At 59.1% G+C, this 20,458-nt stretch carries 19 protein-coding genes; 15 read left to right on the forward strand and 4 right to left on the reverse strand.

What is annotated here, in order from left to right; translation table 11 throughout:
- Position 1 precedes the first annotated feature (1 nt).
- Complete coding sequence (locus tag FHJ80_RS09675; protein ID WP_331250791.1) at positions 2-742, reverse strand: hypothetical protein; 741 nt, start codon at positions 740-742, stop codon at positions 2-4.
- Between the two features lie 104 nt (positions 743-846).
- Between FHJ80_RS09675 and FHJ80_RS09680 the strand changes: the two genes are divergently transcribed.
- From FHJ80_RS09680 to FHJ80_RS09690, 3 genes are all read left to right on the forward strand, one after another.
- A complete protein-coding gene (locus FHJ80_RS09680; protein WP_139526959.1) occupies positions 847-1,920 on the forward strand; it encodes an OmpA family protein in 1,074 nt (357 codons plus the stop codon).
- A 474-nt stretch (positions 1,921-2,394) separates the two neighbouring features.
- Complete coding sequence (locus FHJ80_RS09685) at positions 2,395-3,309, forward strand: mannosyl-3-phosphoglycerate phosphatase (RefSeq protein ID WP_239296601.1); 915 nt, start codon at positions 2,395-2,397, stop codon at positions 3,307-3,309.
- Between the two features lie 19 nt (positions 3,310-3,328).
- Positions 3,329-4,549, forward strand: a complete 1,221-nt coding sequence (locus FHJ80_RS09690; RefSeq protein ID WP_139526964.1) for a glycosyl transferase — start codon at positions 3,329-3,331, stop codon at positions 4,547-4,549.
- 61 nt (positions 4,550-4,610) lie between these two features.
- On the opposite strand, the gene FHJ80_RS09695 is transcribed toward FHJ80_RS09690, so the two are convergent.
- Positions 4,611-6,227 (reverse strand): methyl-accepting chemotaxis protein, encoded by a 1,617-nt coding sequence (locus FHJ80_RS09695; protein WP_139526966.1) that lies wholly within the window; start codon positions 6,225-6,227, stop codon positions 4,611-4,613.
- A 199-nt stretch (positions 6,228-6,426) separates the two neighbouring features.
- Between FHJ80_RS09695 and FHJ80_RS09700 the strand changes: the two genes are divergently transcribed.
- Genes FHJ80_RS09700 through FHJ80_RS09710 form a run of 3 tightly spaced genes read left to right on the forward strand, consistent with a single transcriptional unit; the run spans position 6,427 to position 8,217 of the window.
- Positions 6,427-7,293, forward strand: coding sequence for an MBL fold metallo-hydrolase (locus tag FHJ80_RS09700; RefSeq protein WP_139526967.1), 867 nt, complete (start codon positions 6,427-6,429; stop codon positions 7,291-7,293).
- Positions 7,294-7,324: 31 nt separating this feature from the next.
- Complete coding sequence (locus tag FHJ80_RS09705) at positions 7,325-7,798, forward strand: YeeE/YedE family protein (RefSeq protein WP_139526970.1); 474 nt, start codon at positions 7,325-7,327, stop codon at positions 7,796-7,798.
- A complete protein-coding gene (locus FHJ80_RS09710) occupies positions 7,795-8,217 on the forward strand; it encodes a DUF6691 family protein (RefSeq protein WP_139526971.1) in 423 nt (140 codons plus the stop codon). The genes FHJ80_RS09705 and FHJ80_RS09710 overlap by 4 nt, the downstream gene beginning before the upstream one ends.
- A 35-nt stretch (positions 8,218-8,252) precedes the next feature.
- Here FHJ80_RS09710 and dsbG read toward each other — a convergent pair whose 3' ends face one another.
- Positions 8,253-9,035, reverse strand: a complete 783-nt coding sequence (gene dsbG / locus FHJ80_RS09715) for a thiol:disulfide interchange protein DsbG (protein WP_139526972.1) — start codon at positions 9,033-9,035, stop codon at positions 8,253-8,255.
- 135 nt (positions 9,036-9,170) lie between these two features.
- Entirely contained in the window at positions 9,171-10,931 is a 1,761-nt protein-coding gene (locus tag FHJ80_RS09720; RefSeq protein WP_139526973.1) for a sugar phosphorylase, read from the reverse strand.
- Positions 10,932-11,188: 257 nt separating this feature from the next.
- On the opposite strand from FHJ80_RS09720, the gene nrdR reads away from it, so the two are divergent.
- The 9 genes from nrdR (at position 11,189) to lon (ending at position 20,431) form a co-directional block, all read left to right on the forward strand.
- Positions 11,189-11,686 carry a transcriptional regulator NrdR gene (gene nrdR / locus FHJ80_RS09725; protein WP_139526974.1) on the forward strand — a complete coding sequence of 166 codons (498 nt, stop codon included), beginning with the start codon at positions 11,189-11,191 and terminating at the stop codon, positions 11,684-11,686.
- Positions 11,686-12,834, forward strand: a complete 1,149-nt coding sequence (gene ribD, locus FHJ80_RS09730; protein WP_139527244.1) for a bifunctional diaminohydroxyphosphoribosylaminopyrimidine deaminase/5-amino-6-(5-phosphoribosylamino)uracil reductase RibD — start codon at positions 11,686-11,688, stop codon at positions 12,832-12,834. Before nrdR ends, ribD begins: the two co-directional genes overlap by 1 nt.
- Positions 12,835-12,906: 72 nt before the next feature.
- The gene (ribBA, locus tag FHJ80_RS09735; protein ID WP_139526975.1) at positions 12,907-14,073 is read left to right on the forward strand and encodes a bifunctional 3,4-dihydroxy-2-butanone-4-phosphate synthase/GTP cyclohydrolase II; all 1,167 of its coding nucleotides are present in this window, start codon (positions 12,907-12,909) and stop codon (positions 14,071-14,073) included.
- A gap of 4 nt (positions 14,074-14,077) precedes the next feature.
- On the forward strand, positions 14,078-14,566 hold the full coding sequence (ribE, locus tag FHJ80_RS09740; protein ID WP_139526976.1) for a 6,7-dimethyl-8-ribityllumazine synthase: 489 nt from the start codon (positions 14,078-14,080) through the stop codon (positions 14,564-14,566).
- On the forward strand, positions 14,563-15,066 hold the full coding sequence (gene nusB, locus FHJ80_RS09745) for a transcription antitermination factor NusB (RefSeq protein ID WP_139526977.1): 504 nt from the start codon (positions 14,563-14,565) through the stop codon (positions 15,064-15,066). Before ribE ends, nusB begins: the two co-directional genes overlap by 4 nt.
- Before the next feature lie 35 nt (positions 15,067-15,101).
- A complete protein-coding gene (gene thiL / locus FHJ80_RS09750; RefSeq protein ID WP_139526978.1) occupies positions 15,102-16,079 on the forward strand; it encodes a thiamine-phosphate kinase in 978 nt (325 codons plus the stop codon).
- Positions 16,076-16,549, forward strand: coding sequence for a phosphatidylglycerophosphatase A (locus tag FHJ80_RS09755; RefSeq protein ID WP_139526979.1), 474 nt, complete (start codon positions 16,076-16,078; stop codon positions 16,547-16,549). The genes thiL and FHJ80_RS09755 overlap by 4 nt, the downstream gene beginning before the upstream one ends.
- Before the next feature lie 53 nt (positions 16,550-16,602).
- Complete coding sequence (locus FHJ80_RS09760; RefSeq protein ID WP_139526980.1) at positions 16,603-17,868, forward strand: DUF945 family protein; 1,266 nt, start codon at positions 16,603-16,605, stop codon at positions 17,866-17,868.
- A gap of 97 nt (positions 17,869-17,965) precedes the next feature.
- Positions 17,966-20,431 (forward strand): endopeptidase La, encoded by a 2,466-nt coding sequence (gene lon / locus FHJ80_RS09765; protein ID WP_139526981.1) that lies wholly within the window; start codon positions 17,966-17,968, stop codon positions 20,429-20,431.
- Positions 20,432-20,458 lie beyond the last annotated feature (27 nt).

Below are 20,458 nucleotides of genomic sequence, written 5' to 3' on the forward strand. Positions count from 1 at the left end.
ATTACCAAGTATCAGTGATAGAAACAGTCGGCGTCGTAGGCGTTCTAGGTACCCGATGCGGGGCGTATTGGCGGCGATCACCCGAGTTAATGTAATAGATATTGGAGGAGGAGTAGAGGATTTGATCCTGTTCCACTATCTGGGTGGTGATGATGATTTCTTCATTGCCTTTGGGTGTCCAGCTACCGCTGGTGGTATCGGCCACCATCGCCGCTGGGATGAGCGCAAGTGCTGGTTCACTCCAGTTACCTAAAGGAATACTGGCCACCGCGATGCCGCTCGCTAAGGCCGTGTAAGCGCCGAAGGGTGGTCGTGTATAGCCACGATCTCGGTGCTCGACGACTTCCACATCGATTTGAATCGTGGCGCCGTTGGCACGTGGCTGTGTCGTGACGCTACCGCCGCCGGATACGAGCTCGCTGGTTAGCAGTGTTCTAAAGCCACGCTCGAATTCCCCGCCACTGTAATAGGAGCCGTACTGCTCATGCTCCGGCGCCGCAATGTGCAAGTCGCGAAAACGTACTCGTTCGCTGGATAAAATGCCCGCGGCTTCATGCTGTGCAAGGACCTCCCAATGCTGGGCTGCCTGCATCTTTTGCTGTTCCGAATAGGGGTATGTCGTAGCAATGGGCGCTTGGGAAGTGCTGGCGTAAAAACAGCCGCTGAGCATCAGGCTCGCAAGTCCCAGGCCAACGGGGCGTAAATAACGGGCAATGGGGTGTGTCATAGGACGAGTGCGCACCTGGTAGTTCCTTATCGCTACTAATCGGCTTTTTGATAGACTAGTTTGCCATGCTTAGCATAGATCGGCCACGAGGTTAAAAACTTGAATGAGTAATCACCCCCATGCTTGAGGACCACCGTAGCGGCCCGCGTCATGATTCGCTGCTATCGACATACCCTGAGGACGATAGCAACAGCGGATGGATGATTAGCTATATCGATATCATGACGCTCCTCGTCGCGCTGTTCGTCATCATTATCGCCGCCGCCGGCGTCACGGGTCCCAATTGGGCCCCTGACGAGCCAGTAGCGGACACAAGCACGGCCCTTACGGCACCATTGGAAGTGCCTTTGCCGACCCTGCTGGAGGAGCGGCGCCAGTCACGTCCGCTGATGCCGACAGTGGTGCCGGGTGAGCTCAACCCCATGGCGATCAGCGCCGCATTGGGTGTTGCAGGACTGCCGCCACGCGTCGCACGTTCGCCCAGCGCGCCGCCCTTATTGGCGCTTCCCGCTGATGCCGATGCAGAGCCCAGTTCAGAGTGGAAACTGGTCGCATCGCTGACGGACAGTCGCCAGGCCAGGCGGCCGTCTCCCTCTTTGTCACAGCCGCTTCCCCGGTTGCCCACGCCACTGGTCCAGGTAGAAGCACCGTCGGAGGCACTGCCTTTGGCCGATTATATGGTGCTGCTCACGGACCGGCCGCCGGTGAACGTCCGCGAGGTGAGCGATGAGGCAATCAGTGGCGCGCTTGCGCTGATGGACAATCTCGCTGAACGGGTCGATACCTCGCCTTACTTACCCAACCTGGAGGGTGTCGAAGTCTCGCGTGTGGCAGAGGGAATTAGTCTGAGGGTGCAAGATAGGCTGCTGTTCCCTTCGGCAACCGCCGAACTGACCCAGGGAGGTGCCTCGCTGGTGGGTAGTCTGTTGGAAACGATCCAGCGTTACGAGGGGGAGGTGTGGGTCGAAGGCCACTCCGATAGCCAAACTATCAACACCCCGGAATTTTCGTCCAATTGGGCACTCTCCAGCGCCCGTGCCATCGCCATCGTCGAAGCCTTGGAAGCGGCTGGCGTTGCTGCAGAGCGCTTGCGAGCCGTGGGGTTAGCCGCGACGCAGCCGCTCGAAGACAACAGCACCGCAGAGGGTAGGGCGCGTAATCGCCGTGTCGAAGTCGTCATTCACGTAGAGTGATGTTTTCGTCGAAGGGGGATGTACTAAATGAGCGTGTGGGAGGAGTGAGCTGAAAAAAAAGCCCGCCGGGGGAGGCGGGCATGAAAGGGCTTGGCTCACTGCAGCCCACTGACATCAGGTGAGGGGGTGTACAAGGTTGTCAGTGGGTACAATTCGAGTATAGCTATTTGCGAGCGTTTGCCAAGGCCTTGTGCAACTTTTTTACAGGTATTTCACGACTAGATATTTCACGACTGGGGTTGTTTATGACGCCCTAAACCGCACTATGTTAGTGCATTTTAGGTGCTCTATTTTGGTGCTCTCGTAATCGGTCATGCCGATTCTTTTTTAAGTTTTTGATTTATTTTATATAAATAGTGTTGGCACACATTCTGCTTTATTGCTTATCTGAGAACGACGCCTGAGTAACGGCTTTTCAGATTGCGATAAGGTGGCGCCATGAACGAACACTCCCGCACGACACAGACTCCTCCCATGTTGGCGAGTCTTCCTCTCCAGCCTCTTGGAAGCCCTGATCCGGCGCTGACACCACGTTTGGTGGTGACCGATCTCGACGGGTCGCTGCTCGATCATCATAGCTACGATTTTTCGCCTGCAGCACCTTGGCTCGCACGCCTGAAACAGCTGGGCGTGCCGGTGATTCCGGTGACCAGCAAAACCCGTGCCGAACTAGTGACGTTGCGTGAGTCGCTGGGCCTGACCGCAACGCCATTCGTAGCGGAAAACGGCGCAGTGATTGGCTTGCCCCCAGGCTGGTGCCATGCGCGGCTGGATCGCCCTGGTAGCGGTCGAGATGGGGTGGTCGTCAAGCACACCGGCGTCGACGTTGGGTTCATCCGCGCGCGACTGAACGTGTGGCGCACGCGGCTGGGCGTGCGTTTCACTCGAATGAGCGAGCTCGATATCACTGAGGTCATGTCGCTGACGGGATTGGATGAGACGCGCGCGAGAGCTGCCCGACAGCGCGAAGGCAGCGAGCCGCTCATCTGGCAAGACGACGACACTGCCCTAAAAAATTTCCGCTTAGCGCTAGAGGGCGACGGCCTGATGCTGACTCAAGGTGGGCGTTTTTGGCATGTAATGGGCAACGCTTCGGATAAAGGCAGCGCCGTCGATTGGCTCATCAAGCGCTTTACTGCGCTGCGCGGCCGTCCGCCGCTATCTCTAGGCCTGGGCGATGGCCCCAACGATATATCCATGCTCGAGGCGGTCGATCAGGCCGTGGTCATCAAAGGGTGCCACGAACTGGCCGTCACCCCGTCGAATGAAGCGCTGTATCGCACTCGAGCGGCCGGACCCGCCGGCTGGGCCGAGGGGGTGGCCTACTGGTGGGGGCGAGACGACCGCCGACTAGCGGCGGCCCCAGTACTGCTAGCCGTCACGGCCTAACCCATCAAGAGGTTCGCGTATGAGTGACTTCCATCAAAACGGCGTCATCACCGATTTTCATAATCTTACCCGTCGCCCGGTCGAGGCGCTCGAGCAAGAGCTAAGCCAGTTCGCCAACCGTCGACCGATGGGGCTCATCCTGCCGTCGCTGTTTTCCGAGTTGGAGGGACCCGCGCTATCGGCGATCGTCGATGAGTTGGTAAAGGTGCCGTATCTCAATGAAATCGTGATCGGCCTGGATCGTGCCGACCGTGAACAGTTTTTGTATGCCCGCGAGTTTTTCTCCCGTTTGCCTCAGCACACGCGCATTTTATGGAACGACGGCCCACGTTTGCGCGAACTCGATGCCGAGCTGGAGAGCCACGGCCTGGGCGCACTAGAGCCCGGCAAAGGACGCAACGTGTGGTACTGCGCGGGATACGTATTGGCCTCCGGCCGTTCATCGGTGGTAGGCCTACACGACTGCGATATTCTCACCTATGACCGTAGCTTGCTGGCGCGGCTCATGTATCCCGTGGCGCATCCGCGCTTCAACTACAGCTTCTGTAAAGGGTATTACCCTCGTATTGCCGAAGGAAAGTTGAATGGCCGCGTGTCGCGGTTGATGGTGACGCCGCTGCTGCGGGCGCTCAAGACCGTATGCGGGCCGCTGCCTTATCTGGATTATTTGGATAGCTTTCGTTATCCGCTCTCGGGCGAGTTTGCAATGCGCAGCGACGTGCTGGAAGGCATTCGTATTCCCGCCGACTGGGGGCTTGAAATCGGCGTGCTGTCCGAACTCCAGCGTAACTACTCTCATCGTCAACTATGTCAGGTGGACATTGCCGATGCCTATGACCACAAGCATCAGCCCGTCAGCGAGGGGGATGCTACCGGTGGCCTGAACCGAATGAGCTTGGACATCGCCAAGGCCCTGTATCGCAAGTTAGCGACGCAAGGAGTGAGCTTTAGCAGTGAAGACTTCCGCACGCTCAAAGCCACGTACTATCGTTTGGCGCTCGATTTGATCGAAGCTTACGATCACGACGCCACCATGAATGGCCTCAGTTTGGATCGTCACTGTGAAGAGCAGGCGGTAGAGCTGTTTGCCAGCAACCTGTTGGAAGCGGGAAACCTGTTTTTGGACAATCCCCGGGAGCGGCCCTTCATTCCTAGCTGGAACCGCGTACAAGCCGCCGTGCCCGACCTGTTGGCCAGAATGCACGAGGCGGTAGAGCTGGATAATCAAGGCAAGGTCTAGTCGAGACGTATTAGGCATGGCATGGCCTCCGCCGTGCTAGGCGGAGGCCATGTCTGGGCGATTAAAAATCGCTAAAGGAGGAGGAGCGGGCCATAGGTGGGGTAATGGCGGCTGGGGCAATGGCGGCCTGTGGTGCTTGGTGGTCGAGCTTGAAGTTCGTCACTAAATGGCGGAGCTGGGTGCTCAGCTGCGCGAGTTGCTGGGTCGCGTGGTTACTCTGCTGTACCAACCCTGCGTTTTGCTGCGTCATTTGGTCCATCTGTGTCACGGCCTGATTGACCTGCTCGATACCGCTGCTTTGTTCGATGGTGGCTGCCGAGATGTCCTGCACCAGCGTGCTGAGCTGCTGAATGTCAGCCACTACACCGTTGATCATTTCACCCGTGTTTTTAACTTGGCGGCTGCCTTCGACCACCTGAGCATCCGCGTTTTCGATCAAACCTTTGATCTCCTGGGCAGCAGACGCCGAGCGGCTAGCCAACTGGCGAACCTCGTTGGCCACCACCGCAAAACCACGCCCCTGCTCCCCCGCGCGGGCTGCTTCTACAGAAGCGTTGAGTGCCAGAATGTTGGTCTGGAACGCGATGGCATCAATGGTATTGACGATACTGCTCATCTGCGTGGCGCTGTTGTTGATGTTCTCCATGGTATGAATCACCGACGCCATGGCGTCGCTGCCACGTTGAGCACTTTCCGCCGTTTTGGTGGCGAGGTTACGAGCATGGTCAGCATGGTCGGCGTTCTGCTTTACCGTTGCCGTTAGCTGCTCCATGCTGGAGGCGGTCTCCGCCAGGGATGCAGCTTGCTCTTCGGTACGGGTGGAAAGCTCTTCGTTGACGCCAACGATTTGCTCCACGCCGTGATTCACCTGATCCGCGCCGTGGTGAATGTCACTGATGGTGCCCGCCAGCGTTTCGCGCATGCGGTTGATGTCATACAGCAAGCTATGCTGATCGTTAGCGGAGAGGGTGGCCGCTTGAGTAAGATCCCCATCGGCGATGTGACGTACCACCGTGGCGGCATAGCGTGGATCACCGCCCAGTCGGCGGGCAACGTCACGAATGACCCAGCCCATCAGGAGGGTGACCGGTACACCGATCACCAAGAGGATGAAGGCGGAACGAATCAACCGGGCAATGAAGGCGGCATTGATATCGTCGACATACACGCCAGCCGCCAGCGACCAGCCCCACTCTGGCAGGTAGGCAACATAGCTCACTTTAGGCACTTGGTCGTCACCGCTAATACGCCGTGAGTAGTAGTCCACGTGGCCACCACCGGCTTGGGCAACGTCCAAAAAGGCTGAATAGAGTCGCATACCGCTGGCGTCTTGATAGGCACTCATATCCTCGCCTCTGGGGCGGTTAGGGTGCGAAACGATCGCTAAATCGTCATCGAAAGCAAAGACGTACTCCCCCTCACCAAAACGAACGCTGGCGATGCTGTCGATGGCTCGCTGCTGCGCTTCTTCTTCGGTCAGTTCGCCGCTCTCGGCGCGTGCCTGTAGCGCTTCTAACTGTCCATGGATGCTGCTCACGATATGCTGAATACTGTCGCGTCGTTCACTTTCGATGGTTTGGCGGTTTTCCCACGCTAACCACCCCACCAGCAGTAGCATCGCCACCCAAATGATGACCAGCGTGCCCCAAAGTTTCTGTGTCGTTGTCAAACGGTTCATGGTGTCCCTATAAAAAATTCCAAGCAGTAAGTAAGCCCTCACTGTTATCGGCCATTATCGTTCATACCTTAGTCGAGTGAATCGAAAAGTAGGGATGGAAAGTACTATTAATTCTTTAATGATATAAATATATAACTTTATTTGCGCTACACTCAGGGCACGTACTCAACGATAGTTATCCATCAATGGGAGGCTTTCGATGCAACGCCCCATCGTGACCCACTTTTTCGACGAACCTACCAATACATTCAGCTACGTGGTGCAAGATCCCGACAGTGCTGCGTGCGCCATCATCGACTCCGTACTGGACTTCGATTACGCCGCTGGCCGCACCGACGTTCGCTCGGCGGAGCAGATCATCGCCTTTGTGCGCCGCCAGGGGTTGACGGTGGAATGGATCTTAGAAACGCACGTACACGCCGATCATCTGTCGGCGGCCCCCTATCTACACTTGGCGCTAGGCGGCAAGACCGGTATTGGTGCCCATATCGTCGATGTGCAGGAAATATTCGGTAAGGCTTTCAATGCAGGCTCGGAGTTTGCCCGAGACGGCAGCCAGTTCGATGCGCTCTTCAAAGAGGGCGATGTCTTCGCCATTGGTGGGCTCGAAGGGCGGGTGCTGCACACGCCGGGCCACACGCCCGCCTGTCTGACCTACGTGATAGGCGACGCCGCGTTTGTGGGGGATACCTTGTTCATGCCGGACTACGGTACCGCGCGCTGCGATTTCCCCGGCGGCGACGCACGCACGCTCTATCAATCCATTCAGAAAGTGCTGGCGCTACCCGAAAAAACGCGGCTGTTTTTATGCCACGACTATCAAGCACCTGGACGTGAGCACTATCAACATGAGACGAGCGTGGCCGAGCAGCGCCGAGCGAACGTCCATGTGCATGACGGCATTAGCGAAGAGGAGTTCGTCAAGATGCGTACCGAGAGGGATGCCACGTTAGGTATGCCGCGCCTGATCATTCCTTCGGTGCAGATCAATATGCGGGCGGGGGAAATGCCCCCAGCAGAAGATGACGGGCAAGTGTATTTAAAAGTGCCGATCAACCGGTTTTGATGTTGGAAAGTAGAAGGCGAGATCATCAGTCATGAATGAAACAGCCAATGGGTTGGCAAGTTTGCAAGGGTTGATGGGAGGCGTGTTGATAGGCCTCTCAGCGGTATGGCTAATGGGGGCGCTGGGCCGTATTGCCGGTATTAGCGGCATCATTGGAGGGCTGATGACCCAGCGCCCGAGAGGAGACAGCGCGTGGCGCATGGCGTTCTTGGCTGGGCTAGTCAGCGGCCCGTTGCTGGTGATGGCGGCCGGGGGCGGGCTGGGTAACGTGGCAGGCGTCCCCGGTGCGGTGATCGGTGAACCCGCAGGCGGCGTGCCGCTCATGCTGTTGGCAGGCCTGCTGGTAGGGGTAGGCACGGGACTTGGCAGTGGCTGTACCAGCGGTCACGGCGTATGTGGCTTGGCGCGTTTGGCACCTCGGTCGATGGCGGCCACCGTCACCTTCCTGGTCGCGGCCATCGCGACGGTCTATGTGGTTCGCCATGTCATGGGAGGTGGAGCATGAGGGTTCCAGCGGTCAAAACAGCGGCGGGATATCTCGCTGGCCTGCTGTTCGGTGTAGGACTCGCGATCTCCGGGATGACCGACCCCGCGCGCGTGCTCGGCTTTTTGGATGTGGCTGGTGCCTGGGATCCGACGTTGATGTTCGTACTGGGTGGCGCCGTCGGCACCACGTTCGTGGGCTATCGCGTGGTCTTCGCTCGCGGCACGCCGCTGTTTGGCACCCACTTCCAACTGCCGAGCAAGCAAGAGCTGGATGCCAAATTGTTAGGCGGCGCGGCGCTGTTTGGCGTGGGCTGGGGGCTATCGGGTTACTGCCCTGGTCCTGCGATCGCCTCCATCGGCGGAGCAACGTTGCCGCTGCTCGCGCTGTTGGCGGCCATGGTGTTGGGCTGGTTCATTGCTCAGCGGCTGTCCCGCTAGCCAAATGGGCAGCAATACCAGCCGCATCGACGCTCTCATGGCGCTTCGCTACCCATCATTTCGATGAAGCGCTCGTCGCTGGGTAGGCCTTGAATACGGTCTATGCGGACCGTGCCGCTGTCGGTTTCGCGTTGAAACGCACTGGTGGGAGTGGCGTAGAGGCCGAGCTGTTCGAAGAGTTGATTGTTGTCGTAGACCTGCTCTTCGATGTCTCGTGGCTGTGCGCTGGGGGAGAGTTCATCGCCCTCACTATGGCGATGTAGCGCGGCGGATGGGTCCTCGGCGCCCAGTATCGTGGCGGCGAGTGCCGGGCTATTGGGGGCTAGAATACCCACCATGATATGGCGCAGCTGGACCTTGCCAGCCTCTACCCATGGGCGGGTTTGTTGCCATAGTTGGCGGCAATAAGGGCAGTTGGCGTCAGTAAAGGTGTAGATGACGCGTGGCGCATCCGGGTTGCCATCCTGGATCCAGTGGCTCTCTTCGAGCAGCGCCCACGTGTCGGCTTCTAGCGGCGCTCGTACGTGCTCATCGAGCTGGGCCTCAGTCAGGTCGGTGCCTTCACCGTCGACCAGCGTGCCAATGATCGCATGCTCTCCATCGGGGGTGAGATAAATCGCCATGTCCTGCCCTTGCACGCTGGCCCCAAAGCCGCGCATTCCGCCCGGTGCATCGAACTGACCATGAATCGTCAAACCCTGGTTGGCGAGCGCCTGAATGGGCGCGGGCAGCTCGTCAGCGAAGCTGACAACGGCAGTGCTAGCTGTCGCGGCCAGCAGGCTGACACGACCGAGACTTTTTAATGAAACCCATGACATCGCATAATCCTTTTAGTAAAACGGCGTGGGGCACTCGCGCCTCCTTGCCTCGTGACATGATCGTCACACAGTATCGCAGCGGATGATTATGTAAGAGTGACGATCATGGATGCCTGAGTCGTTATGTCGCAAGCGTCAAGCGTCAGCCACCAGCCAGCACACGGCATAGGGTGGCAGCGTCGCGTCATGGTGAGTACTCGCACTGCCGATCGGCTGCCAGTCATGCTGAGTAAGCGTTTGATGGAGGGCATCCCCTGCGTGAGTGAGATCGACCTTGCCATCGGTCACGTTGTAGAGCGCGAGTAGGCGTCGACCGTTAGGCAGGGGGCCACGCTCGAGGGCGAGCAGCTCAGGGGGAGTGTCGATCACGCGCTGCGGGGCGTTGGGGTGGAAACAAGGCTCTTGGCGACGCTGTGTTAGCAGCCGATGCAGGGCGTGAAAAACGTCATGAGTCGGGGTGGCGGGGCTTTCTAATAACAAGGCAAGCTCATCGAGCTGCCAGCGTCGGCGGTTGATCGAGCGCAGGCGGCCGCTACGTTCCACACCTTCCACATCGTTCAGCGTGCCGGTGAGCGTGTGGATATAGAGCGCAGGGATCCCTTGCAAGCTGAGCATGATCGCTTGGCTGCAGAGAAAGCGTGCAATTTGCCACGGGTCCGGGCCACGGCGGGTGCCGCGCATCGCCTCGAACCATGTGATATTGATCTCGTAGGGCGTGTCGCTGCCGTCAGGATTGCTGCGCATGCTGACAAATCCACCAAAGCGGTGCATCAATTCCAGCAGCGCGTCACGCTCGTGGTCGGGGAGCAGGCCTTCAAGAGGCCGTACACCTATACCGTCGTGGCTGGCGGTAAAGTTCAAGTAGGTACACTGCGGCGGCAGTACCGGGAGGCTGTTCAACCACGTTTGTAGCGTCGTCGCTTCCCCGCGGGTCAGGGTATGCAGTAAAAGCGGGGGCAGGGCGAACTGATACACCATGTGGGCTTCGTCGGGAGTGCCCTGCGTCAACCGCTCCAAGCCGAAGTAGCTAATGTTTTCGGCGTGTGGCACGTTGGTTTCGGTAATTAACAGCGTGCCGGGCGCCATCTCATCCACGATAGCGCGCAGTAAGCGCACGACGGTATGGGTCTCTGGCAGATGGATGCACGGGGTGCCGAGCCGTTTCCATAGAAAGGCCACTGCATCCAGGCGAATGATGCGTACGCCTTGCTGCAGGTAGAACAGCAAAATGCCCACGAACTCGAGCAGCACGTCCGGGTTTTCGAAGTTGAGATCGATTTGATCTTCCGAAAAGGTAGCCCATACGTGGCGGGTGCCGCGACGCGTCGAGATCGGCACCAATAACGGGCTGCTGCGCGGGCGGGTGACCTGGGAAACGTCCGTGTCAGGATCCACCTCAATGAAATAGTCGCGCCCGGGTAGGCTACCGGTGAGATAGTCGACGAACCAGAGCGACTCTCGGGAGACATGGTTGAGTACCAAGTCAGCCATCAAGTCGTAGTGGCTGGCTAGGGTTTGGACGTCCGACCACGCGCCCAGCTCACTATTGACCTCACGATAATGAATCACCGAAAAGCCGTCGTCGCTGCTCCAAGGGAAAAAGGGCAGCACGTGAACCCCACTGACGGTGTCTCCCAGATAACGTTGCAAAAACGTATCCAGCACGGCTAGCGGTGGCGTTCCCTCATCGACGATCGAGTCGCCGTAACAGATGACCCACTGATCCTTTTCGCTCCACATTGGTGCATCGACAGATTGACCGTTAACGGTCGGTGCAGCGTTTGCTCCCTCGCGAAAATGCGCGACGTGTTGACCTATTCGCCGCTGCACTTCCCCTGCGCGCGGGCCGTATAGCTGGGTGAGGTAGTGGTGAACAGTCTTTTCGAAAGCGGTCATAGCGGGCGTCCTTTCAATCATCCTTCGACAAACGCTGCAGCTTGTGTGCCAAATCGTTACAATACGTTGAGATAGGGGCTGTATAACACCGCCATACGATAGCTCGGCGGGTCGGCTACCGCCGACAGCTGGCGATAAAACAGTTTACAAAATAGCGAAGGGCTCGTAGAGCACGCACCGTGACGCTGCGTCCCTTCGTTCAGGCTGACACGCTGCACGTACTGGTTTTAGTGCGTACTGATAATAGGTTGACTGCCATGCATTGCCCTTTTTGTGGTGCAAACGATACGAGAGTGACGGATTCCAGGCTGGTGGCAGAGGGTGACCAGGTGCGCCGACGCCGCCAGTGCGCCAGCTGCCATGAGCGTTTTACGACGTACGAGACCGCTGAGTTGATCATGCCGCGGGTGGTGAAGTCCGACGGTTCTCGCGAGAGTTTCGATGAAGCAAAGCTACGTGCGGGGATGCTCCGCGCACTGGAAAAACGCCCGGTCAGTGCCGAAGCGATCGAAGCCTCGGTAGAGCGCATTCGTCAAACGTTGCGCGCACGTGGTGACCGTGAGGTGAACGCCCGGGAGGTGGGCGAGGCGGTGATGAAAGCGTTACGTAGCCTCGACCAAGTGGCCTACATTCGTTTTGCCTCTGTATACCGCAAGTTTCAGGACCTGGATGAGTTTCGTGCTGAAATCGATCGGCTCTCCCAAGAGCCCTCCGATGAGCCGGCCGGGCAGGGATCACCGAACGGAGCGTCATGATGGGTGAGTTCTCCACTGCCGATCATCGCTACATGGCCCGCGCGATTCAGCTGGCCAAGCGGGGGCTTTACACCACCGACCCTAACCCAAGAGTGGGGTGCGTGATCGTGCGCTTCGATAGCGATGGAGACGCTCGCATCGTGGGGGAGGGGTATCACGTGCGGGCTGGGGAACCTCATGCCGAAATTCATGCGCTTCAAGCGGCAGGCAACGCTGCACAGGGCGCGACGGCGTACGTCACGTTAGAGCCGTGTTCTCACACGGGGCGCACGGGCCCTTGTGCCGTGGCCCTGACCAAGGCGGGTGTCCGTCGCGTGGTGATCGCGATGCAAGACCCCAACCCCCAGGTCAGCGGTGGCGGTATCGCACACTTGGCCTCCGCCGGTATCGACGTGCAGGTAGGTTTGCTGGAAGCCGACGCCCGGGCGCTCAATCCCGGCTTCATCTCGCGCATGGTGCGCCGCCGTCCCTTTGTGCGGCTGAAGATGGCCATGAGCTTGGATGGTCGGACCGCGATGGGCTCAGGTGAGTCGCAATGGATTACCGGGCCCCAGGCGCGCACGCAGGTGCAGCGCCTGCGGGCGCGGTCGAGCGCCATCCTGAGCGGCGTAGAGTCGCTCATCATGGATGACTCCCGGTTGACGCTGCGGGCCGACCAATTAGCCTTGGGCAACGCCGACGACATCACCCAGCGCCAACCCCTGCGAGTGATTCTTGATTCTCGCCTGCGTCTTCCTCTGGCGGCAGCGTGTCTGCGCGAGCCCGGGCGCACGCTGATCATCACCACTGACCAGCACAGCGAAGAGAAACGGCACCGGTTGGCGCAGGCCGGGGCCGAGATTCACGTGCTGCCTGCCGAAGGCGGGCGCATTGCACTGGCTGACATGCTGCGCTGGCTGGCAGATAATGAGCAGGTGAACGAACTCTTAGTAGAAACGGGAGCGACGCTTGCGGGCGCGCTGCTGGAAGCCGGCCTGGTCGATGAAATGCAGCTTTTCGTCGCGCCGACATTGCTGGGCGGCGAGGCAAGACCGCTGTTTTCCCTGCCGGGAATGACCCAGATGGCCGATCAAAAGCGCTTGACGATCCTCGAGTCGCGAACCGTGGGAAACGACTGGTGGATCATAGCCGCCCCGCACGCTGACTAGCGCAAGCCGTCATTGCAAGGTACCCTGACGCCCGAATTCGCATACGATGCGAGCCTAATTTTTGGAGATTCCATGGCGCACTCCTCTTCAGAGGGTTTATCCCCCATCGCTGAGCTGGTAGACGACATTCGCCAGGGCAAAATGGTGATTCTCATGGACGATGAGGATCGCGAGAACGAAGGCGATATCATCATGGCCGCCGAAATGGTGAAGCCAGAGCATATCAATTTCATGGCGCGCTATGCCTGCGGCCTGATCTGCATGCCGATGACCCGTGAGCGCTGCGAGCAGCTCAATCTGCCGCTCATGGTGCGCGATAACGGCTCCGGCTTTGGCACCAAATTCACGCTCTCGATCGAGGCGACCGAAGGGGTCACCACCGGCATTTCAGCCGCCGACCGCGCCCGTACGGTGCAAGCCGCCGTTGCGCCGAATGCCAAACCGACGGATATCGTTCAGCCAGGGCATATTTTTCCGCTGATGGCCGAACCCGGTGGCGTGCTGCGTCGCGCAGGCCATACCGAAGCCGCTTGCGATTTAGCCGCGCTGGCCGGATTAGATCCCAGCGGCGTCATTTGTGAGATCATGAACGATGACGGCAGTATGGCCCGCCGCCCTGAGTTAGAGGCCTTTGCCAAAGCACACGATATCAAGATGGGCACCATCGCCGACTTGATTCACTACCGGATCGTCAACGAACAAACGGTAGATCACGTAGAAACGACGCAAGTGACCACCGTCCATGGTGAGCTGGCGCTGCATGTGTTCCGTGATCGTATTCAGGGCGCTCACCACCTCGCGCTCGTGAACGGGCAGCCCACACCCGAGCAGGCCACTACCGTGCGCGTGCATTTGGCCGATACCCTGCGCGATGTGATGGGGCTGATGAAGGGCGATCAATGCCGTTGGGATGCTCACCGCGCCATCGAACAGATTGCCCAGGCGCCTGCCGGGGTGTTCGTACTGATCGATGACGGGCGGCCACATCAAGATTTGAAGGATCAGCTAGATATCTATCTGGATCGCGTGCGTCAGCCGCGCACCAGCGACTCTGATGGCTCTGGCAATTATTTAACGATTGGTACGGGTTCGCAAATTCTACGCCATCTCGGCGTGGGTAAAATGCGCCTACTCAGCTCGCCGTGGAAGTTCTCAGCGCTCTCTGGGTTCGACCTAGAAGTGGTCGAGCGGCTGGGGCCCAATGACACGGCCGACGAGCCAACTTTTCAGCAGGAATAAATCGATGCAATCCCTTTCGCAAATTGAAGGTACCTTCGTAGACGTCGATGGGCGCTACGTGATCGTGGTGGGTCGTTTTAATCACCACGTCGTGGATAGCTTGGTAGAAGGTGCCGTCGACAGTCTGACGCGCCACGGTGTGGACATGGAAAACATCCACATCGTTCACGTCCCCGGTGCATGGGAGCTGCCCCTAGCCGTCAAGCGCGTGCTCAACGTGATGAAGCCCGATGCGGTGATTGCGCTTGGCGCCGTCATTCGCGGCGGCACACCGCACTTCGAGTACGTGGCGGGGGGCTGCAACACGGCCATCAATCATCTTCAGTTGGAGTTCGATACGCCAGTAGCCAACGGTGTACTGACCGTCGAGTCCATCGAGCAGGCCATCGAGCGTGCCGGCACCAAGGCGGGTAACAAAGGCACTGAAGCGGCCATGGCGGCGATGGAAATGGTCTCTCTACTGCGCGCCCTGCCGGTGGGAGATTCCCAATGAGTGAGCGTCGTGAGCGCAAGCCCTCAGCCGCACAGCAGGGGCGTCACGCCGCCAGGGAGTTAGCGGTACAAGGGCTTTATCAATGGCAGATGACCGGTAAATCGATTACCAGCATCGAAGCGGAATTTCGCAGTCAGGTGGCCGACGACGATCTCGAAGATCACGAGAACTGGGTCAAGGTCATGGAAATCGCCGACAAAGCGCTGTTCCATGAGCTTTTACACAACACGGTTCGCTTCAAAACCGAGCTGGACCGCGAAATCGCCCCGTTGTTGGATCGCCGCCTGGAAGATTTGGACGCGGTAGAGCTGGCCATTCTTCGCTTGGGAGCGTACGAGCTCTCCCGGCGAATGGAAGTGCCTTACCGCGTAGTGATTAACGAAGGCGTTGAGCTGGCAAAATCATTTGGCGCCACCGACGGCCATAAATACGTGAATGGCATTCTCGATAAGCTAGCCAACCGCTTACGAAGTGCCGAAGTCAGCGCCCGCCGCTTGTAAGCGGAGGGGGCTGATCAAGCGTTTAAGGGGCCTTTGTGCTTGCCGAATTCGATCTGATTCGACGTTTCTTTATGTCGCCGCAGGAGGCGCAAGCGACGAATGGCGTTGCCCTAGGATGCGGCGATGACGCCACCCTATTGATGCCTCAGGTCGGCCAGGAGCTGGCCGTGAGCGTTGACACGTCAGTGGTGAACGTACACTTCCCTCATGATGCGCCGGCTCAGGCAGTCGGTCACCGGGCGTTGGCGGTGGCCCTCAGCGATTTGGCGGCCATGGGAGCCGTCTCGCGCTGGTGCTTGATGGCACTGACGCTCGACCAGCGCGCCTTCGAGGATGATGCTCATGCGGAACAGTGGCTGTCCCGCTACGCGAGGGGATTCCATGCGCTTTGCCAGCAGCATGCCACGGTGCTGGCGGGCGGCGATGTCACGTCCGGTGAGTTGAGTATCGGCGTTACGGTTATGGGCGAAGTGCCTGCAGGATCAGCAATGACCCGGTCAGGCGCCCGTCCAGGCGATGTCGTGGCGGTAACCGGGGCGCTAGGCGGTGGCGCGGGCGGGCTAGCGCTGTGGCAACGCGGTGAGCGAGACCTCGCACATCCGTTGCTCCAGCGCTACCTCATGCCACAGCCAAGGCTCGACGCCGGCATCGCTCTGCGCGGAGTGGCGACGGCGGCGATGGACATCTCCGACGGCTTGTTGGCGGATTTGACCCACCTGCGAGAGGCGTCTCACGTGGGGGTCGACCTGGCCCCCGAGTCGCTACCGCTGGCCGAGGGACTGGTCGAGTGCCTCGGCCACGAGCAAGCCCTGACGGCAGCGCTCTCCGGAGGAGACGATTACGAACTCTTGGTCACGCTACCGCCCGATCAAGTCACTAAGGCGGTTGCTAAACTGGCCGAGAGCGGCCTGTCTCTGAGGGTGATTGGTCGCTGCACGGAGACGTTGGGCGTGACGGGCGTGCCTGACGGCAGAGCGACGGGCTGGCAGCACTTCCGAGGGGGTGCATCATGAACCGTGCACCAGCGAGCGTTTGGCGACGCCCCACTCACTTTTTTGCCTTCGGTTTGGGCAGCGGGACGGTGCCTTGGGCGCCGGGCACGTTTGGCACGTTGGCGGCCATTCCCTTCTACTGGATGATGGCCGACCTTTCCCTCGGTTGGTACTTGGGGATCGTCCTGGCCGCATTTATCGTTGGGGTTTGGCTATGTGACAAAACCTCCCACGATCTGGGTGTGCACGATCATTCGGGGATCGTCTGGGATGAGTTCGTTGGCTATTGGATTACCATGGCCGCCGTGCCATTCTCCTGGGAAGCGGCGCTGTGGGGGTTCGTGGTGTTCCGCATTTTCGATGTCTTTAAACCGTGGCCCATTCGCTGGGCTGACCGCCGAGTGGCCGGTGGGTTTGGCATCATGATCGACGATGTCATGGCAGGGATTTACGCCTGGAGTACCATGCACCTGTGGTTTTGGCTGCATTGATCGACGGGTGGCGTGGAATCAGGTCTCGTTGAGGGGCCGTTCAAGGAGATAGCATGCGCAAGGAACGTTTGATCGTGCCTGTTCTCGCGACGATTGCCGTCGTGTGGATGGTCGCGCAACTGCTATCCAGCGTGCTTTTCGAGCGCAGTCTCCGTCAGGCGCTCGAAGATCTAGAGGCACGCGGCGAGTGGCGTGTTAGCCAGGTAGAGAATCGACAAGGATGGCTCACTTCTCGGGGGCGGCTGATTCTTTCGCCGCTGCTGGGACGCCCCTGGCGTCTAGAGCTCACCTACCGAGCACGACACGGGGTGTTGAGTACCGATGTCGAAGGCACGCTGCTGCCGCGCTTGGATAGCGTGCTACAAAAGGCGGTGGGTGAAGTCTCGGCACCGTCGGTCCCCCGTTGGCAGGGCCGCTATCAAACTTTGAGTGGTCATACCGAGCTGCGCTTGGCACTTGCTCCCTTCGTCATTCAGCAAAACGGGCGCGAGCTGGAGGTTCGCGGTGCCCGAGTACGCTTGGAAGGCGTGTTTGGGGATTGGCGCCTGCGTGGACTGCTCGATCAGCTCACCCTGACCGACGGCCTATCACAACTCACGCTGGGTCCCGCCACCTTGGAAAGTCGCTATACCTACATCGACGATGCCTACCACTTTGCCCAGCGTGACCATCTGCACATCGAGCAGCTAGCGTTGCATTACCCTGCCTACGACATCAACGTAGCGCCTCTGGATCTCCATAGTCACATGGAGCTGGATGAGAGCGAGCTTCGTCTAAAAGGCGAGCTGGTCGTCGGCGACGTGCATGTGCCGAGTGAAGCGCCTGACACCCCGCTCCTGAATGGTCGTATCGAGGCAGAACTCTCGCGTTTGAATGGGGATGCCGTTCGGCAAACGATTCGTCGACTGCGCCAAGAGGCCGCCTGGGGAGACACTAGCTTGCCCATGGCAGAAGGGTTATTGGCTCGCTTGGAGCCCGACCTGCGCCAAGTATTGAGTGACTCTCCGCGCCTCGATATCACCACCATCGCCTTGGACAGCCCGTTATTGGGGCTGCAAGTCAATGCCGAGGGGGCCCTGTTCTTCGATGCACGTCGCTTGGAAGAGCTGAGCGTAACGTCACTGGATAAGCCAGTCGAACGCGCTCGCTGGATCGAGCGCATCGATGGTGACTTCGTGTGGCACGATGCGCCTACCGTGGCAGCGCTCTGGCTGGGCTTACCACTGGGCACCCGTGAACTGCAGTTCGACGTGATTCGAGGCGTATGGCGCGTCAACGGTCGACCCATGCCATCGTTGTGGCCGCCTAACGAGAGTTAGGTAAAACGCTTTTAGGGTTGAAGTTTTCCCACCCTGCCCACATTCCTTTCAACATACAAAGCGGCAACGGCCGCAGGCTACTGTTGATGGAGGGCGCATGAGCGACCAGGATTACGACCGCGATCAAGAACCCCTAGATTGGCTCACCGATGCTGAGTCACAGGAACAGGACGCTCAAGAGCAGAGCGCCCACGGCGAGGCCTACCGTTCGGACGGTGAGCGGGTAAGTTCGCTCGTGCCCGCCAGCGATATGTTGCCCGAGCGCATCTACTTGCTTCCGATTCATAACCGCCCCTTTTTCCCCGCCCAGGTGCAGCCCCTGGTCATCAACCGCGAACGCTGGGAAGAGACCATGCGTCGCGTTGGCAACACCCCGCACCACACCATTGGTGTCGCGTTCGTGGGTGAGCAGGGCGTCGACTCCCTGGATCACGACGGTTTTCCTGAGATTGGTACCGCCGTCAAGGTGCACAAGCTCAAAAGCGAAGATCAGCAAATCCAGTTCATTGCCCAAGGACTCCAGCGCTTTAAAATTCAGCGATGGCTCTCCAAAGAACCGCCGTACTTGGTGGAAGTCACCTACCCCAAAGAGCCGGTCAATGCCGAAGACGAAGAGACCCGTGCCTACGCCATGGCGATCATCAACGGCATCAAGGAACTGCTGCCGATCAATCCGCTCTACGGTGAGGAACTCAAACACTACCTGAACCGTTTCAGCCCCCACCAGCCAGGACCGCTGACCGACTTCGCTGCAGCCATTACGTCGGCCAAAGGCCCCGAGCTTCAGGATGTGTTGGCCACGCTGCCAGTGGCGGAGCGAATGCACAAAGTGCTGCCGCTGCTGCGCAAAGAGATCGATGTGGCTCAACTGCAAAGCGAGATCAGCGAGCAGGTCAACGCGCAGATGCAGGAGCGTCAGCGGGAGTTTTTCCTCCGCGAGCAGCTCAAGGTCATTCAGCGTGAGCTGGGCATCTCTAAAGACGATCGAGAGAACGATGTCGATACGTTCAGAAACCGCTTGGAAGCCCTGGTGGTGCCCGAGCGGGTGCAGGCGCGCATCGATGAGGAGTTGAACAAGCTCAGCGTGTTGGAAACCGGTTCCCCAGAATACGGCACCACGCGTAATTACCTCGACTGGCTGACCTCGTTGCCTTGGGGTGTCACCAGCCAGGACAAGCTGGATCTTGCCCATGCTCGTCAAATCCTCGACCGCGACCACGACGGCTTGAAAGATGTCAAAGAGCGCATCATCGAATTTCTGGCCGAAGGCACCTTCAAAGGTGATGTGGGCGGTTCCATCGTGCTGCTGGTTGGCCCGCCAGGGGTGGGGAAAACCTCCATTGGCCGCTCCATTGCCGAGGCGCTGGGTCGCGAGTTCTACCGCTTCTCCGTGGGCGGCATGCGCGATGAGGCCGAGATCAAAGGCCATCGTCGCACCTACGTAGGGGCGATGCCCGGCAAGTTGGTCCAGGCTTTCAAGGAGGTCGAGGTCGAGAACCCGGTCATCATGCTCGATGAGATAGACAAGCTGGGTCAGTCCTTCCAAGGCGACCCCGCGTCGGCCCTGCTCGAAGTGCTCGACCCTGAGCAGAACGTCGACTTTTTGGATCACTACCTCGACGTACGCATGGATCTGTCCAAGGTGCTCTTCGTATGCACGGCCAACACCCTGGATAGCATTCCTGGCCCGCTCCTGGACCGTATGGAGCAAATTCGTCTGTCGGGCTACATCGCCGAAGAGAAGCTGCAAATCGCCAAGCACCACCTTTGGCCGAAGCTGCTAAAACGCGACAACCTGCCGAAGAAACGTATCAACCTCAGCGATGCCGCTCTCAAGCAGGTCATCGAAGGGTACGCCCGCGAGGCCGGCGTTCGCCAACTGGAAAAGCAGCTCCACCGTATCGTGCGCAAAGCGGCGGTGAAACTGCTGAAAGAGGATATCGAGACCGTCAAAATTTCGGTGAAGAACCTCGAAGAGTTTCTTGGTGCCCCGCTTTTCCGCAAAGAGAAAGTGCTCAAAGGCGAAGGCGTGGTGACGGGGCTTGCCTGGACCTCCATGGGCGGCGCGACGCTCCCCATCGAAGCGGGCAAAGTGCACTCGCTGGATCGCGGCTTCAAGCTGACAGGCAAATTGGGCGATGTCATGAAAGAGTCTGCCAACATTGCTTATAGCTACACACTGGGTCACTTGGCCGAGTATGGTGCGGATGCCGACTTCTTCGACTCGGCGTTCGTGCACTTGCACGTGCCTGAAGGCGCCACGCCAAAGGATGGCCCCTCTGCTGGCGTGACCATGACGACGGCGCTGCTATCATTGGCCAAACACCAGGCCATCGATCGGCCGCTGGCCATGACCGGGGAGCTGACGCTCACGGGGCAAGTGCTGCCGGTAGGGGGCATTCGTGAGAAGGTCATCGCCGCGCGCCGAAGCGATATCTTCGAGGTGATTCTCCCTGAGGCCAACCGTCGTGATTACGATGAGTTGCCCGACTATCTCAAAGAGGGCATGACCGTTCATTTTGCCAATCGCTATAGAGATGTCGCCAACGTGGTCTTCAAATAGCGATTGAGCCTGACTCTCTTTCTGTTC

Source organism: Halomonas sp. BL6 (assembly GCF_006228115.1).
Taxonomy (GTDB): Bacteria; Pseudomonadota; Gammaproteobacteria; order Pseudomonadales; family Halomonadaceae; genus Vreelandella; species Vreelandella piezotolerans.

Bases quoted from the DNA above. Each gene is read 5' to 3' on its own strand.
- FHJ80_RS09680 (WP_139526959.1), top strand. From the start codon at position 847: ATGCTTGAGGACCACCGTAGCGGCCCGCGTCATGATTCGCTGCTATCG.
- FHJ80_RS09685 (WP_239296601.1), top strand. From the start codon at position 2,395: ATGTTGGCGAGTCTTCCTCTCCAGCCTCTTGGAAGCCCTGATCCGGCG.
- FHJ80_RS09690 (WP_139526964.1), top strand. From the start codon at position 3,329: ATGAGTGACTTCCATCAAAACGGCGTCATCACCGATTTTCATAATCTT.
- FHJ80_RS09695 (WP_139526966.1), bottom strand. From the start codon at position 6,227: ATGAACCGTTTGACAACGACACAGAAACTTTGGGGCACGCTGGTCATC.
- FHJ80_RS09700 (WP_139526967.1), top strand. From the start codon at position 6,427: ATGCAACGCCCCATCGTGACCCACTTTTTCGACGAACCTACCAATACA.
- FHJ80_RS09705 (WP_139526970.1), top strand. From the start codon at position 7,325: ATGAATGAAACAGCCAATGGGTTGGCAAGTTTGCAAGGGTTGATGGGA.
- FHJ80_RS09710 (WP_139526971.1), top strand. From the start codon at position 7,795: ATGAGGGTTCCAGCGGTCAAAACAGCGGCGGGATATCTCGCTGGCCTG.
- dsbG (WP_139526972.1), bottom strand. From the start codon at position 9,035: ATGTCATGGGTTTCATTAAAAAGTCTCGGTCGTGTCAGCCTGCTGGCC.
- FHJ80_RS09720 (WP_139526973.1), bottom strand. From the start codon at position 10,931: ATGACCGCTTTCGAAAAGACTGTTCACCACTACCTCACCCAGCTATAC.
- nrdR (WP_139526974.1), top strand. From the start codon at position 11,189: ATGCATTGCCCTTTTTGTGGTGCAAACGATACGAGAGTGACGGATTCC.
- ribD (WP_139527244.1), top strand. From the start codon at position 11,686: ATGGGTGAGTTCTCCACTGCCGATCATCGCTACATGGCCCGCGCGATT.
- ribBA (WP_139526975.1), top strand. From the start codon at position 12,907: ATGGCGCACTCCTCTTCAGAGGGTTTATCCCCCATCGCTGAGCTGGTA.
- ribE (WP_139526976.1), top strand. From the start codon at position 14,078: ATGCAATCCCTTTCGCAAATTGAAGGTACCTTCGTAGACGTCGATGGG.
- nusB (WP_139526977.1), top strand. From the start codon at position 14,563: ATGAGTGAGCGTCGTGAGCGCAAGCCCTCAGCCGCACAGCAGGGGCGT.
- FHJ80_RS09755 (WP_139526979.1), top strand. From the start codon at position 16,076: ATGAACCGTGCACCAGCGAGCGTTTGGCGACGCCCCACTCACTTTTTT.
- FHJ80_RS09760 (WP_139526980.1), top strand. From the start codon at position 16,603: ATGCGCAAGGAACGTTTGATCGTGCCTGTTCTCGCGACGATTGCCGTC.
- lon (WP_139526981.1), top strand. From the start codon at position 17,966: ATGAGCGACCAGGATTACGACCGCGATCAAGAACCCCTAGATTGGCTC.